Here is a 13,754-nt window from a genome sequence, read left to right as displayed (position 1 = left end):
GGGTCCTCCAGCATGGCGCCGACGTCGCGCAGGAACATCGAGCCCAGCTCGCCGTCCACCACCCGGTGGTCGAAGGAGACGGCCAGCGTCGTCACCTTGCGCACCGCCAGCTCGCCGTCGACCACCCACGGCAGGTCGCGCACCTGGCCGAAGGCGAGGATGGCGCTCTCGCCCGGGTTCAGGATCGGGGTGCCGGTGTCGACGCCGAACACGCCGACGTTGGTGATCGTGATCGTGCCGCCGGCCATCTCCGCCGGTTGGGTGCGGCCCGCCCGCGCCGTCTCCGCGAGCTCGCCGAGCGCGCGGGCCAGCTCGGGGAGGGTGAGCCGGTGGGCGTTCTTGATGTTGGGGACGAGCAGCCCGCGCGGGGTGGCGGCGGCGATGCCCAGGTTCACGTAGCGCTTGACCACGATCTCCTGGCCCGCCTCGTCCCAGGTCGAGTTGATCATCGGATGGCGGGCCGCCGCGACCAGGACGGCCTTGGCCACCAGCAGCAGCGGCGAGACCTTGACCTCGGCGAAGTCGGGCAGCTCGCGCAGGCGGCGGACGGCGGCCATCGTCTCGGTCACGTCCACCTGGAGGAACTCGGTGACGTGCGGAGCGGTGAAGGCGCTGCCGACCATGGCCTGGGCGGTCATCTTGCGCACGCCCTTGACGGGGACGCGCTCCTCCTCCTGGAGGACGGCCTCCCGGGGCGCCTCGCGGGCGCTCTCCGCGGCCGCGTGCACGTCCTCCCTGGTGATGGAGCCCTGCGGGCCGGTGCCGGTGAGGGTGGTCAGGTCCACCCCCAGGTCCTTGGCCAGCTTCCGCACGGGCGGCTTGGCCAGCGCCGCCACCCGGGCCGGCGTCACGGGGGCGGCCGACGGGCCGGCCACGGCGGGCTCGCCCGGGACGACGGTCCTCGCGGGGTCGGCCACCGGCGGGGCCGGGATCGTCGCGGGGGTGGGGGTGGTCGCGGAGGCCGGGGTGGTCGCGGAGGCGGGGGTCCTGCGGGGGCGGCGTCTGGTGGCGCCGGCCTTGACCCCGTAGCCCACCAGGACCGCCTGGCGCTTCTCCTTGGGGGCGGGGCTGCCGTGGGCGCCGGGTTCGACCGCGCCCTCCTCGGGCGGGTTGGGGACGAGGTCCTCCGCCAGCGCCTCCTGGGCGACGGCTTCCTCCGGGCCCTCCCGGCCCTCCCGGGCGGTGCCGCCTTCCTGCCTGGCCTCTCCGGCGTCACCGCCTTCCTCCAGCGTGTCGACGGCGATGACGGGGACGCCGACGTCCACCGTCTGCCCCTCCTCCGCCAGCAGGTCCGCCACCACGCCGTCCCACGGGATGGGCAGCTCCACGATGGACTTGGCCGTCTCGATCTCGACCACGATCTGGTTGACCTTGACCTCGTCGCCCGGCCGTACGTGCCAGCGGACGATCTCCGCCTCCGTCAGGCCCTCGCCGACGTCGGGGAGCCGGAACTCGCGTCTCATCTGCACAACCCCCTGTCAGTACGCGAAGGCGCGGTCGACGGCGTCGAGCACCCGGTCCAGGTCGGGGAGGTAGTGCTCCTCCAGCTTGGACGGCGGATAGGGGGTGGAGAAGCCGCCGACCCGCAGCACCGGCGACTCCAGGTGGTAGAAGCACTGCTCGGTGATCCGCGCGGCGAGCTCGGCGCCGAGCCCCTGGTTCACCGGCGCCTCGTGCACGACGACGGCCCGGCCTGTCTTGCGTACGGACTCCATCACCAGCGGCTGGTCGAGCGGGTTGAGCGAGCGCAGGTCGACGACCTCCAGGGAACGGCCCTCCTCCTCGGCGGCCTGGGCGGCCTCCAGGCAGGTCTTGACCATCGGGCCGTGGGTGAGCAGCGTCACGTCGGTGCCGGGGCGCACCACCAGGCCCTTGTCCATGGGGGTCCACCAGCCGGTGTCGGCGGTGTCGACGTCGGCCTTCTCCCAGTAGCGCCGCTTCGGCTCGAAGAAGATCACCGGGTCGTCGCTGCGGATCGCCTGCTGGATCATCGAGTAGGCGTCGGCGGGGTTGGAGCAGGCCACCACGCGCAGCCCGGCGGTGTGCGTGAAGTACGCCTCGGGCGACTCGCTGTGGTGCTCGACCGCGCCGATGCCGCCGCCGCACGGGATCCGCACGACCACCGGGAGCTTGATCGCGCCGAGCGAGCGCATCGGCATCTTGGCCAGCTGGGTGATGATCTGGTCGGCGGCCGGGAACACGAACCCGTCGAACTGGATCTCGCACACCGGCCGGTAACCGCGCAGCGCCAGCCCGATCGCGGTGCCGATGATGCCGGACTCGGCCAGCGGCGTGTCGATCACCCGGTCCTCGCCGAAGTCCTTCTGCAGGCCGTCGGTCACCCGGAACACACCGCCGAGCTTGCCGACGTCCTCGCCCATGATGAGGACCTTGGGGTCGTCCTCCATGGCCTTGCGCATGCCCTCGTTGAGCGCCTTGGACAGGCTCATCACGGTCATCTCTCGAACCCCTCCAGGTACGCGGCGAACTGGGCGCGCTCCTCGTCGATCAGCGCGTGCGGCTCGGCGTACACGTGGTCGAAGATGGCCAGCGGCTCGGGATCGGGCAGGGCCAGGCAGCGCCGGCGCAGGTCGGCGCCGAGCTGGTCGGCCTCGGCCTCGACGCCGTCGAGGAACGTCTGGTCGGCCAGCTCGTTCTTGAACAGGTATGCCTTGACGCGCTCGATCGGGTCCTTCAGCTTCCACGCCTCCAGCTCACTGGCCACGCGGTAGCGGGTGGGGTCGTCGGTCGTGGTGTGGGCGCCCATCCGGTACGTGAACGCCTCGATGAGCGTGGGGCCCTGGCCCTCGCGGGCGTTCTTGAGCGCCTGGCGGGTGACGGCCAGGCAGGCGAAGACGTCGTTGCCGTCGACCCGCACGCCGGGGAAGCCGAACCCGGAGGCCCTGCGGTAGAGCGGGATGCGGGTCTGCCTCTCCAGCGGCTCGGAGATGGCCCACTGGTTGTTCTGGCAGAAGAACACGATCGGCGCGTTGAACACGCTGGCCCAGATGAAGGACTCGTTCACGTCGCCCTGGGAGGTGGCGCCGTCGCCGAAGTAGACGATCGTGGCGGCCGCGGCGTCGTCGCGCTGGATGCCCATGGCGTAGCCGACGGCGTGCAGCGTCTGGCTGCCGATGACGATCGTGTAGAGGTGGAAGTTGTGCTCCTTGGGGTCCCATCCGCCGTTGTTGACGCCGCGGAACAGGCCCAGCAGCTTGATCGGGTCGACGTCGCGGCACCAGGCCACGCCGTGCTCGCGGTAGGTGGGGAAGGCCATGTCGGAGTCGGTCAGCGCGCGGCCCGAGCCGATCTGCGCGGCCTCCTGGCCGAGGAGCGAGGCCCAGATGCCCAGCTCGCCCTGCCGCTGGAGGGCCACGGCCTCCAGGTCGACGCGTCTGACGAGGACCAGGTCGCGGTAGAGGGACCTGACCTCTTCCGGTGTCAGGTCGATGTCGTAGTCGGGGTGCTGGACCCGCTCGCCCTCAGGGGTGAGGAGCTGGACGAGCTCAGGGGGTGCTTCGGCACCACGAGAGGCGTCGATGGTCACGTGCCACTCCTGTGCGGTCAGGGCCGGAATCGATGGGTTTGCCACCTATGACCGGCCTTTGGTGCGTCCGACCATGTGATGGTGGTTCGTACGCGCTTACGGCCATCGTGGCAGACGTCACAGCCCTTCGCGCAAGCCCCATGGTCTCCCCGTTCCCCGCGTTCCGGGGGCGAACACGCGCCGGTAGGCTGTGCTTTGCCAACCCCGCCGTACCCAGGAGGAACGCAGTGGCGCGCGTGATCGTTGACGTGATGCTGAAGCCCGAGATCCTCGACCCCCAGGGCCAGGCCGTCGCCCGCGCGCTGCCCCGGCTGGGCTTCTCCGGCGTGTCGGCCGTGCGCCAGGGCAAGCGCTTCGAGCTGGAGCTCGACGGCCCGGCCGACGAGGCGGCCATTGCGGACGTCCGAAAGATGGCCGAGACGCTCTTGGCCAACACCGTGATCGAGGACTTCACGGTCAGAGTGGAACAGTAGGACAGCACATTTCACATGTGCTTTGACGTGGGTAAAAGCCGGATTCCGGCGTACCACAATGCCACGGGCATGCCAACAGTAAATAACAACCGCGTGATTTTGCGGTTAGCCCCGATTTCACGGGGAAACCTACTCCAGGTGACATTCCGGAGCCCGGAGGAGTCCGGTGGACATTGAGTTCTCGTTGGCACTGCCACGGGATGCTATCGGCATCCCGATGGTGAGGCGAGTGCTTGGCGATGCGATGCGTTCGCTGAACGTCAGCGAGTCGTGCATCGCCGACATGCTGCTCGCTGTCTCCGAGGCCTGCTCCAACGCGGTCCGGCACGGAGGGCCCGCCAACCGCTACGAGGTGTCCGCGGCGATCGGCTACGGCCGCTGCGACGTCCGCGTGGCCGACAACGGCGGCGGCCTGCCGTCCATGCCCCTGCGCTTCCCGCCCCCCGACACCGAGAACGGCCGCGGGCTGCTGATCATGCGCTCGGTGGTCGACGAGATCTCGTTCGGGATCACCCCCGGCCGCGGCACCACCGTCCACCTGCGCAAGCAGCTCGCCTGGGAGGACGAGGCCGACACCCGCTCCCGCCAGCTCGCCGCGGTCTGACCGTCGTCCGCCCGGCGCCCCGCGTCAGGTCATGCCCCGCCCGCTCCTAGGATCCAGGGTGTGGCGAAGTACTTGGACGTGCATCCGGACAATCCCCAGCCCCGCCTGATCGGCCAGGTCGTCGATCTGTTGCACGCGGACGGGCTCATCGCCTACCCGACGGACTCGGGCTACGCCCTGGGGTGCCGGCTGGGCAACAAGGACGGCATCGACCGGATCAGGGAGATCCGCCGCCTGGGCGACGACCACCACTTCACTCTGGTGTGCCGGGACTTCGCCCAGTTCGGCCAGTTCGTGCAGGTGAACAAGACGGTCTTCCGCCTGATCAAGGCGGCCACGCCCGGCGGCTACACGTTCATCCTGCCCGCGACCAAGGAGGTGCCGCGTCGGCTGATGCACCCCCGCAAGAAGACGGTCGGCGTCCGGATCCCCGATCACGTGGTCACCCAGGCGCTGCTGGCCGAGCTCGGCGAGCCCCTGCTGTCGAGCACGCTGCTGCTGCCCGACGAGTCCGAGCCCATGACGCAGGGCTGGGAGATCAAGGAGACGCTCGACCACGCGGTGGACGCCGTCATCGACTCCGGCGAGTGCGGCGCCACCCCGACGACCGTCGTGGACTTCTCGCAGGGCGAACCCGAGATCCTCCGCCACGGCACCGGGCCCACCTCCCTCTTCGAATAACGGGCTGCGAATAGCGGCTGCGAATAGCGGGCTGCGAATAGCGGCACCGCCGGGGCGCCGCGCCGACCCCGGCCGCGCGGGAGGTTGATGAGGAGCACGGGGGCGCACCCGATAACCTGAGATGACCGCCGCCCGCCATGGAGATGGCGGCTGCGCAACTCCTCGAAGGGGACGACAGTCATGAGCGCTGCCCGCGTGGGCGTAGTGACGTTTCCAGGCACACTCGACGACCAGGACGCCGCCAGGGCCGTCCGCCTCGTGGGCGGGGAGGCTGTGCCGCTGTGGCACGCCGACCGCGACCTGAAGGGGGTCGACGCGGTGTTCCTGCCGGGCGGCTTCTCCTACGGCGACTATCTCCGGTGCGGGGCCATCTCCCGGTTCGCGCCGCTGATGGAGGAGATCGTGCCCGCCGCGCGGGCGGGGCTGCCGGTGCTGGGCACCTGCAACGGGTTCCAGATCCTGTGCGAGGCCCACCTGCTGCCGGGCGCGCTGACCCGCAACGCCTCGCTCCACTACGTCTGCCGTGACCAGCGGGTGCGGATCGAGACGGCCGACACGGCGTGGACGAACGCGTACGAGGCCGGTCAGGAGATCACGCTGCCGGTCAAGCACGGTGAGGGCCGCTACGTCGCGGACGCCGAGACGCTGGCCGAGCTGGAGGCGCAGGGCCGGGTGGTGGTCCGCTACGTGGGCGGCAACCCCAACGGCTCGCTCAACGACATCGCCGGGGTCCGCAACGAGGCGGGCAACGTCGTCGGCCTGATGCCGCATCCCGAGCACGCCGTCGAGGAGCTGGTCGGCGCGCCGGGCACCGACGGCCTCGGCTTCTTCACCTCCGTTCTCAAGAAGCTGGTGGACGCATGAGCACCGACTCCGTCAAGCGCGCGGAGGCCACCCCCGACGAGCCGATGCCCTTCGCCGAGCTGGGCATGAAGCAGGACGAGTACGACCGGGTCCGCGAGATCCTGGGCCGCCGCCCGACCGGCTCCGAGCTGGCCATCTACAGCGTCATGTGGTCCGAGCACTGCTCGTACAAGTCGTCGAAGGTGCATCTCAAGCAGTTCGCCACCAAGGCCCCGCATTCCGACGCCCTGCTGGTGGGCATGGGCGAGAACGCGGGCGTGGTCGACATCGGCGACGGCTGGGCCGCCACGTTCAAGATCGAGTCGCACAACCACCCCTCCTACGTCGAGCCCCACCAGGGGGCGGCGACCGGCGTCGGCGGGATCGTCCGCGACATCATGTCGATGGGCGCCCGGCCGATCGCGGTGATGGACTCGCTGCGGTTCGGCGGGGCCGACCAGGCCGACACCCGCCGGGTGCTGCCGGGCGTGGTGGAGGGCATCAGCCACTACGGCAACTGCCTGGGCCTGCCCAACATCGGCGGCGAGGTCGTCTTCGACCCGTGCTACATCGGCAACCCGCTGGTCAACGCGCTCTGCGTGGGCCTGCTGCGCAAGGACCAGATCAAGCTGGCGACCGCGCCGGGCCCCGGCAACAAGGTGGTGCTGTTCGGCGCCTCGACCGGCCCCGACGGCATCGGGGGCGCGAGCGTGCTGGCGAGCGCCACGTTCGAGGACGAGTCCCAGGCCAAGCGGCCGGCCGTCCAGGTCGGCGACCCGTTCATGGAGAAGCTGCTCATCGAGTGCTGCCTGGAGCTGTACGCGGCCGACGTCGTCGTCGGCATCCAGGACCTCGGCGCGGCGGGCGTGTCGTGCGCCACCACCGAGCTGGCCGCCAAGGGCACCGGCGGCATGGACGTCGACCTCAACCTGGTCCCGCTCCGCGATCCCTCCCTGCGCCCGGAGGAGATCCTGATGAGCGAGTCGCAGGAGCGGATGATGGCCGTGGTGCGGCCGGACGACGTCCCGGCGTTCATGGCGATCTGCGAGAAGTGGGACGTCCCCGCCACCGTGATCGGCGAGGTGACCGACACCGGCCGCCTCGTGATGACCTGGCACGGCGAGGTCATCGTCGACATCCCGCCGGGCACCGCGGCTGACGAGGGCCCGGTCTACGAGCGCCCCTACCGTGAGCCGGCGGGGCAGACGGCGCTCAACGCCGACACCCCCGACCGCCTGGAGCGCCCGTCCGACCTGCGCGCGACGCTGCTGCGGCTGCTCGGCTCGCCCAACCTGGCGTCGAAGGAGTGGGTGACCGGCCAGTACGACCGCTACGTACGCTCCAACACGGTCCTCGCGCAGCCCGCCGACGCGGGCATGCTGCGGGTCGCGGAGGACATCGAGGGGGCTGAGCCGACCACCCGCGGCATCGCGCTGGCGACCGACGGCAACGGCCGCTACGCCAAGCTCGACCCGTACGCGGGCGCGCAGCTCGCCCTGGCCGAGGCTTACCGCAACGTGGCCGTCACCGGCGCCAGGCCGCTGGCCGTCACCAACTGCCTCAACTTCGGCTCGCCGGAGGACCCCGAGGTGATGTGGCAGTTCGCCGAGGCGGTGCGCGGCCTGGCCGACGCCTGCCGGACCCTGGGCGTGCCGGTGACCGGCGGCAACGTGTCCTTCTACAACCAGACCGGCTCGACCGCCATCCACCCGACCCCGGTGGTCGGCGTGCTCGGTGTGATCAACGACGTGGCCAAGCGGGTGCCGACCGGCTTCACCGCCGAAGGGCTGCGGGTCGCGGTGCTGGGCGAGACCCGGGAGGAGTTCGGCGGCTCGGAGTGGGCGCACGTCGAGCACGGCCACCTGGGCGGCCTGCCGCCCGAGGCGGACCTGGAGGCCGAGCAGGCGCTGGGCCGGGTGCTGGTCGAGGCGGCCGCGCGGGGCCTGCTGGAGGGCTCCCACGACCTGTCCGACGGCGGCCTGGCGATCGCGCTGGCGGAGTCCTGCCTGGCGCGCGGGGTCGGCGCCTCGGTGACGCTCACCGGCGACCCGTTCACCGAGCTGTTCAGCGAGTCGGCGGCCAGGGCGCTCGTCGCGGTCCGGCCCGAGGCGTTCGACGAGCTGGCCAGGCTCTGCGCCGAGCATGACGTGCCGTGCTACGGGCTGGGCGCGACCGGCGGAACCTCGCTGGTGGTCGAGGGCGTGCTGGAGGTTGCGGTCGAGGAGCTGCGCGAGCGGCACGCGGCCACGCTCCCCGCCCTGTTCGGCTGACGCCACGCACGCGAAAGGGCCGGTACGTCCCGCGTACCGGCCCCTTTCGGTGTCAGAAGGCCTTCGGCGTACCAGAAGGCCTTTCGGGGTGTCAGGAGGCCTTGAGGCAGACCACGTAGACGGTGCCGTTCGTCCTGCCCTGGCCCTGGACCTGGACGCTCCAGGAGCCGCTGCCGGAGGGGGCGCTGCTGGTCACCTGGCCGCCGTTGCTGACGGTGAAGCCGCCGCCGGTCGCGAGGTCGCCCGGGTTGCAGGAGGCGGTGCCGCCGTTGCGCTCGAACGACGTGGACTTGGTGTAGGACGTGTAGGTCGTGCCCTTGCCGTCCTTGCCGTCCTTGCCCGGGTCGCCCTTGTCGCCCTTCGGCCCCGGGACGCCCTGCTTGCCCTGGGGACCCGCCGGCCCGGTGTCGCCCTTCGGCCCGGGGAGGCCCTTGTCGCCCTTCGGCCCCTGAGGACCGGTGTCGCCCTTGGGGCCGGCGGGGCCGGTGTCGCCCTTCTCGCCCTTGGCACCCGTCTCCCCCTTCGGGCCGGTCGGACCGGTGTCGCCCTTCGGGCCCTGGAGGCCCTGCTTGCCCTGGGGGCCGCGCAGGCCGCGCGGGCCCTGGGCGCCGGTGTCACCCTTGGGACCCTGCGCTCCGGTGTCGCCCTTCGGGCCGGCGGTGACCGCGGTCTGGGTCACCGACTCGCCGCCGCCGATCTTCATGCGGATCTCGGTCGTCCGGCACTTGCTCGTCGGGTTGACGATGCGGACGTACCGCGACTTCTTGTGCACGCAGGCCGTGACCTCGCCGGCCGCGACGGCGGCGGTGTCGGCGGACGAGGCGGCGGCGGCGCCACCCACCGTCAGGATCGAGGCGGCGAGCGCGCCCACCGCGGCCACGCGCAGAATCTTCATCGTTGGTCCCTCTCGGATACAGGTGGTGTGACTCACGTTTCACACGCTTCAGAAGGGGCCGGGGATGACAGATTTTACGTAACGTGTCTATTACGGAACAGAACGTGACAAGAGAGTCTGACGTTACTTGACTCGTCAAGAATGTCGATGCCGGTAAAAGGACACATTCATCGGCCCGGTCCGCGTGGATAATCGTGGGCGTGCCGACGTCCCCGCCGTACCTTCCCCCCGCCACCCAGCCGGTGCGCGGTGTCGTCTGGGTGATCCACCTGTCGCTGCCCCTGTTCGGGTTCTGGCTGCTCATCGCGCAGCCGCACCTGAACATCGAATGGCAGCACAACCCCAGCCACTTCTGGATGATCGTGCTCGTCGCCGGGCTGAACGTGGGGCTCGGCACCCTCATCAGCGAGGCCTCGCGCAGGCGGCAGGACGCCCGCCTGTTCCTGGTCTCCATGGTGTTCATCAGCAGCGCCGGCTTCTTCTTCCTGCACGGGCTGGCCACGCCGCAGGTGATCCTGCCGACCGGGTCGCTCGGGTTCGACCTCGGGCAGGTGGTCGGGCTGACGATCGCGTCCGGGTTCGCCTTCGTCTCGGCGCTGCCGCTGGGCGAGGGGGCGGCCCGGCGGGTCTTCCGGGCTCAGCATCTGATCCGGGGCGTGCTGTTCGGGTTCATGGCGCTGTGGGGGCTGGCCTCGCTCGTCCCCGACGTCACCCCGCTCAGCCGGCCGCCGATGACGGACCCGGCCGCCTGGGTGGTGTGGCTGTCGGTGCCAGGACTCGGGCTCTACGCGGCGGCCGGGGTGATGATGTTCCTGCTCCACCGGCGGCGGCCGTCGCCGATGCTCGTCAGCCTGATCACCGCGTACGCGCTCCTCGCCGAGGCCGTGATCGCCGGGATGCCGCAGCTCAACTGGCACCTGACGTGGTGGGAGTGGCACGTCCTGCTGACGTTCGCGTTCGTGTTCGTCGCCTACAGCGCCTACCTGCAGTTCAGGCGCGAGGGGTCGAGTGCCGGCCTGTTCGACTCGGTGGCGCTGGCGGCGACCGTCCGGCGCATCCAGCGCGACTACGACCGCGCGCTGGAGGAACTGGTCGAGCACGTGCGGCGGGGTGAGCCGCTGGCCGCCGCGCGGCTGTCGGGCAAGTTCCGGCTGAGCGAGGGGCAGGCGGCGGTGCTCGACCGGGCGGGCCGCGCGCTGGCCGATGAACGCGAGCTGTCCGAACGGCTGACGGCGCTGGTCGACGTCAGCACCCAGACCCGCGTCGGCCTGCCCGAGCAGGAGTTGCTCTCCACCGCGCTGGACCGGGTCAGGCAGGCGTACGGGGACGTGCGGATCGGTCTGGTGGCCGACGGGGTCGTGGAGATCGGCTCTCGCTCGTACGAGTTCGCCGGCGACGAGCCCATCCGGCGGGACGGCCGGCTGGCGTTCCCCCTGACCGTCAAGAGCCGGTTGGCCGGGGTGCTGGAGGTGCCGGTCGGGCGTACCGGGCAGGACGAGGCGCTGGCCGCCACCCTGGCCGGGCAGCTGTCCATCTCGCTGGAGAACGCCCGGCTCTACAGCGAGCTGCACACGCTCTTCCGGCAGTACATGTCGCCCGACGTGGCCAACGCGCTGCTCGCCGACCCGTCCCAGGCGGAGCTGGGCGGGCAGCTCAAGGAGCTGACCGCGCTCTTCGCCGACCTCAAGGGGTTCACCTCGTTCTCCGAGCGGGTCTCGCCGGGCGAGATCGTGGAGATGCTCAACCGTTACCACACGGTCGCGGTGCCGTGCGTCCTGGCCAACGGCGGCACGATCGTGCAGTTCGTCGGCGACGCGATGCTGGCCCTGTTCAACGCCCCGGCCACGCAGGCCGACCACGCCAGGGCCGCCTGCCGGGCGGCGCTGGAGATGCAGCGGGCCGCGTCCGAGGTGGCGGAGGAGATGGCCTGGAAGCGGGCCGACCGGGAGCCGTGGCCGACGTTCCGGGTCGGCGTCAACACCGGGCCCGCGCTGGTGGGCAACATCGGCAGCCCGGAGCTGCGCGGGTTCAACGCGATGGGCGACTGCGTGAACGTGGCCGCCCGGCTGGAGTCGATGGCCGAGCCGGGCACGGTGGTGATCGGCGCGGCCACCCTGCGCGGGCTCGGCGACGACGCCACCGTTCGGCCGCTGGGCGAGCTGAGCCTCAAGGGCAAGCAGGAACTCGTCGAGGCGTACGTTCTCACGGCCATGCGATAGCTCGCGGCCATGCGATGGCTACGGCGCTGCCGTGCGGCCATAATCGGGCGCATGAAAGCAGAGTCCGGCGAGTTCCTCTCCATGCTCACCGACGACGAGATCGAGGCCCTGCGTGCGGCCGGTCGGCCGCGCAGGTGGGACCGCGGGACCATGGTGATGTCGGAGGGCGACACCTCCGACTGGGTGCTGGTGCTGACCGAGGGCAGGGTCAAGGTGTCCTCCCACACCAGCGGCGGCACCGAGGTGGTGCTGGCGGTGCGGGGGCCGGGCGGGCTGCTCGGCGATATGGGGGCCATCGACGGCTCGCCCCGCTCGGCCACGGTGACCGCGCTGGAGCCGATCTCCGGCATCGTCGTGCGCGACTTCACCGGCTTCCTGCAGCAGCACGGGCGGGTCGCCGTGCTGCTCATGCAGATGATCACCGGTCGGCTGCGCGACTCCGACCGCAAGCGCATCGAGTACGGGGCGTTCGACACCACCGGCCGGGTGGCGACCCGCCTGATCGAGCTGGCCGAGCGCTACGGCGAGCAGACCAGCAGCGGGGTGCGGGTGGCGCTGCCGCTGTCGCAGGACGAGCTGGCCGGGTGGACCGGCGCGTCGAGGGAGGCGGTCAGCAAGGCGCTGCGCACGCTGCGCGACCGGGGGCTGATCGAGACGGGACGGCGCCGGGTGGTCATCCACGACCTGGAGGGGCTGCGCAAGCGCGCCCGCTGAATCAAATTCTAGAACAACCCTCCACCCGCCCGGCCACGGCCGTACAACGTACGTCATAGTGGAGGGCATGGTCGCCGTCACCACCGATCGGTCCCGGTTACGTCACGCGTGGCGCGTGTGCTCGGTCACCAGTCTCGGGCTGATCCTCATCGGCGTGGCGGGCAGCACGCTCAACGTGGCCCTGCCCACCGTCGTACGGCACTTCCACGCCACCCCCTTCCAGTCGGGGTGGATCCTGCTGGCCTTCCTCCTGACCAACACCGCGAGCCTGATCCTGTTCGGCCGGGTGGCCGACCTGCTCGGCCGGCGGGAGGTCTACCTGACCGGGTTCGCCCTGTTCACCCTGGCCTCGCTGCTGGCCGGGTTCTCGCCCGACGTGTGGTTCCTGATCGCCATGCGGGTGCTGCAGGCCGTGGGCGCGGCGATGATCCTGGCCAACGGCACCGTCATCATCACCGAGGCGTTCCCGCCCGAACGGCTCAGCCAGGGCATGGGCGTCTACATGGGCACCCTGTCGGTGGCGCAGCTCGCCGGGCCCACGCTGGGCGGGCTGATCGCGTCCACCGCGGGCTGGCAGTGGATCTTCTGGGTGAACGTGCCGGCCGGGCTGGTCGCCCTCGTCTGGGGAGCGGTCACGCTGCGCAAGATGCCGCGCGGGCCCAGGCGGCCGGTGGACGCGCTCGGCAACGCGCTGGTGTTCGCGGCGCTGTCGGCCGTGCTGCTCGCCCTGTCGGAGGTCGGGTCGAGCGGGCCGTCCAGCCCCGTGGCGCTGACCGGGGCCGCCGTGTTCGCGGTGCTGGTGCCGCTGATCGTGGTGGTGGAGCGGCGGGCCTCCCACCCGGTGCTCGACGGGCGCCTGTTCGGCGGCCGGATGCTGGCCTGCGCCAACCTGGCCTCCTTCTGCAACGCCATCGCCAGGGCCTCGCTGATCCTCGTGGTGGCGCTCTACTTCCAGGCGGCCCGGGGCGTGGACCCGTTCGAGGCCGGGCTGAGCGTGCTGCCGGTGCCCGTGGGCATGGCGCTGGCCTCGCCGATCGTGGGCGCGCTCGGCCGCAAGGTGTCACCGTACGCGCTGGCCGTCGGCGGGGCGCTGATGAGCTCCACCGGACTCGGCGTGCTCCTGCTGACGACCGGCCCCGGCACCCCGTACTGGGTGATCGGGCTCGGCCTGTTCGTGGCCGGGTGCGGCAGCGGCACCTTCCTGACCGGCAACACCACCCAGGTGATGGGCGCGCTGCCGAGCGGGAGCCTGGGCGTGGTGAACGGGTTCCGGCTCATGGTGATGAACGTCGGGGTCGTGCTCAGCGTCGGCCTGTCGCTGAGCGTGCTGGGCAGCGCGGTCGGCCCGCAGGTGCGAGCCCAGGTGTACGCGGGCACCCTGTCCCGGCTTTCACCGGTGGCGCTGGACCAGCTCATGGCGGGGTTCCAGCGGACGTACGCGGTGCTGTTCGCGGTGGCGCTGGCCGGCGCCGCCCTCGCCGCCCTGGCCCGCTCCCCCCGCCGCTAGC

The 13,754-nt window shown here is 71.3% G+C and carries 12 protein-coding genes; 8 read left to right on the top strand and 4 right to left on the bottom strand.

The features are described 5' to 3' along the window. From OUY22_RS09820 to pdhA, 3 genes are all read right to left on the bottom strand, one after another. On the bottom strand, nt 1-1,463 hold a 1,463-nt coding region (locus OUY22_RS09820), incomplete at its 3' end, for a dihydrolipoamide acetyltransferase family protein (protein ID WP_270154522.1). A 15-nt stretch (nt 1,464-1,478) separates the two neighbouring features. Beyond that, nucleotides 1,479-2,459 (bottom strand): alpha-ketoacid dehydrogenase subunit beta, encoded by a 981-nt coding sequence (locus OUY22_RS09815; protein WP_270154521.1) that lies wholly within the window; start codon nt 2,457-2,459, stop codon nt 1,479-1,481. After that, nucleotides 2,456-3,547, bottom strand: a complete 1,092-nt coding sequence (gene pdhA, locus OUY22_RS09810; RefSeq protein ID WP_270154520.1) for a pyruvate dehydrogenase (acetyl-transferring) E1 component subunit alpha — start codon at nt 3,545-3,547, stop codon at nt 2,456-2,458. The genes OUY22_RS09815 and pdhA overlap by 4 nt, the downstream gene beginning before the upstream one ends. A 227-nt stretch (nt 3,548-3,774) precedes the next feature. Here pdhA and purS point away from each other — a divergent pair, with 227 nt between their 5' ends. From purS to purL, 5 genes are all read left to right on the top strand, one after another. Further along, nucleotides 3,775-4,020, top strand: a complete 246-nt coding sequence (gene purS, locus OUY22_RS09805) for a phosphoribosylformylglycinamidine synthase subunit PurS (protein WP_270154519.1) — start codon at nt 3,775-3,777, stop codon at nt 4,018-4,020. Between the two features lie 217 nt (nt 4,021-4,237). After that, the gene (locus OUY22_RS09800; protein ID WP_270154518.1) at nt 4,238-4,624 is read left to right on the top strand and encodes an ATP-binding protein; all 387 of its coding nucleotides are present in this window, start codon (nt 4,238-4,240) and stop codon (nt 4,622-4,624) included. Nucleotides 4,625-4,684: 60 nt separating this feature from the next. Next, nucleotides 4,685-5,305: an L-threonylcarbamoyladenylate synthase gene (locus OUY22_RS09795; RefSeq protein WP_270154517.1), complete on the top strand. Its 621-nt coding sequence runs from the start codon at nt 4,685-4,687 to the stop codon at nt 5,303-5,305. A 180-nt stretch (nt 5,306-5,485) separates the two neighbouring features. Continuing rightward, a complete protein-coding gene (gene purQ / locus OUY22_RS09790; protein ID WP_270154516.1) occupies nt 5,486-6,169 on the top strand; it encodes a phosphoribosylformylglycinamidine synthase subunit PurQ in 684 nt (227 codons plus the stop codon). After that, nucleotides 6,166-8,418 (top strand): phosphoribosylformylglycinamidine synthase subunit PurL, encoded by a 2,253-nt coding sequence (gene purL / locus OUY22_RS09785; RefSeq protein ID WP_270154515.1) that lies wholly within the window; start codon nt 6,166-6,168, stop codon nt 8,416-8,418. The genes purQ and purL overlap by 4 nt, the downstream gene beginning before the upstream one ends. Before the next feature lie 91 nt (nt 8,419-8,509). Here the strand turns inward: purL and OUY22_RS09780 are convergent, their stop codons facing one another. After that, entirely contained in the window at nt 8,510-9,313 is an 804-nt protein-coding gene (locus OUY22_RS09780) for a collagen-like domain-containing protein (RefSeq protein ID WP_270154514.1), read from the bottom strand. A 200-nt stretch (nt 9,314-9,513) separates the two neighbouring features. Between OUY22_RS09780 and OUY22_RS09775 the strand changes: the two genes are divergently transcribed. From OUY22_RS09775 to OUY22_RS09765, 3 genes are all read left to right on the top strand, one after another. After that, nucleotides 9,514-11,532, top strand: coding sequence for an adenylate/guanylate cyclase domain-containing protein (locus tag OUY22_RS09775; protein ID WP_270154513.1), 2,019 nt, complete (start codon nt 9,514-9,516; stop codon nt 11,530-11,532). A 51-nt stretch (nt 11,533-11,583) separates the two neighbouring features. After that, nucleotides 11,584-12,246 (top strand): Crp/Fnr family transcriptional regulator, encoded by a 663-nt coding sequence (locus tag OUY22_RS09770; protein WP_270154512.1) that lies wholly within the window; start codon nt 11,584-11,586, stop codon nt 12,244-12,246. A gap of 67 nt (nt 12,247-12,313) precedes the next feature. Continuing rightward, nucleotides 12,314-13,753 (top strand): MFS transporter, encoded by a 1,440-nt coding sequence (locus tag OUY22_RS09765; RefSeq protein WP_270154511.1) that lies wholly within the window; start codon nt 12,314-12,316, stop codon nt 13,751-13,753. Nucleotide 13,754 lies beyond the last annotated feature (1 nt).

It is taken from the genome of Nonomuraea corallina (assembly GCF_027620315.1).
Taxonomy (GTDB): Bacteria; Actinomycetota; Actinomycetes; order Streptosporangiales; family Streptosporangiaceae; genus Nonomuraea; species Nonomuraea corallina.
This window is presented reverse-complemented; position numbering and strand designations above follow the sequence as displayed.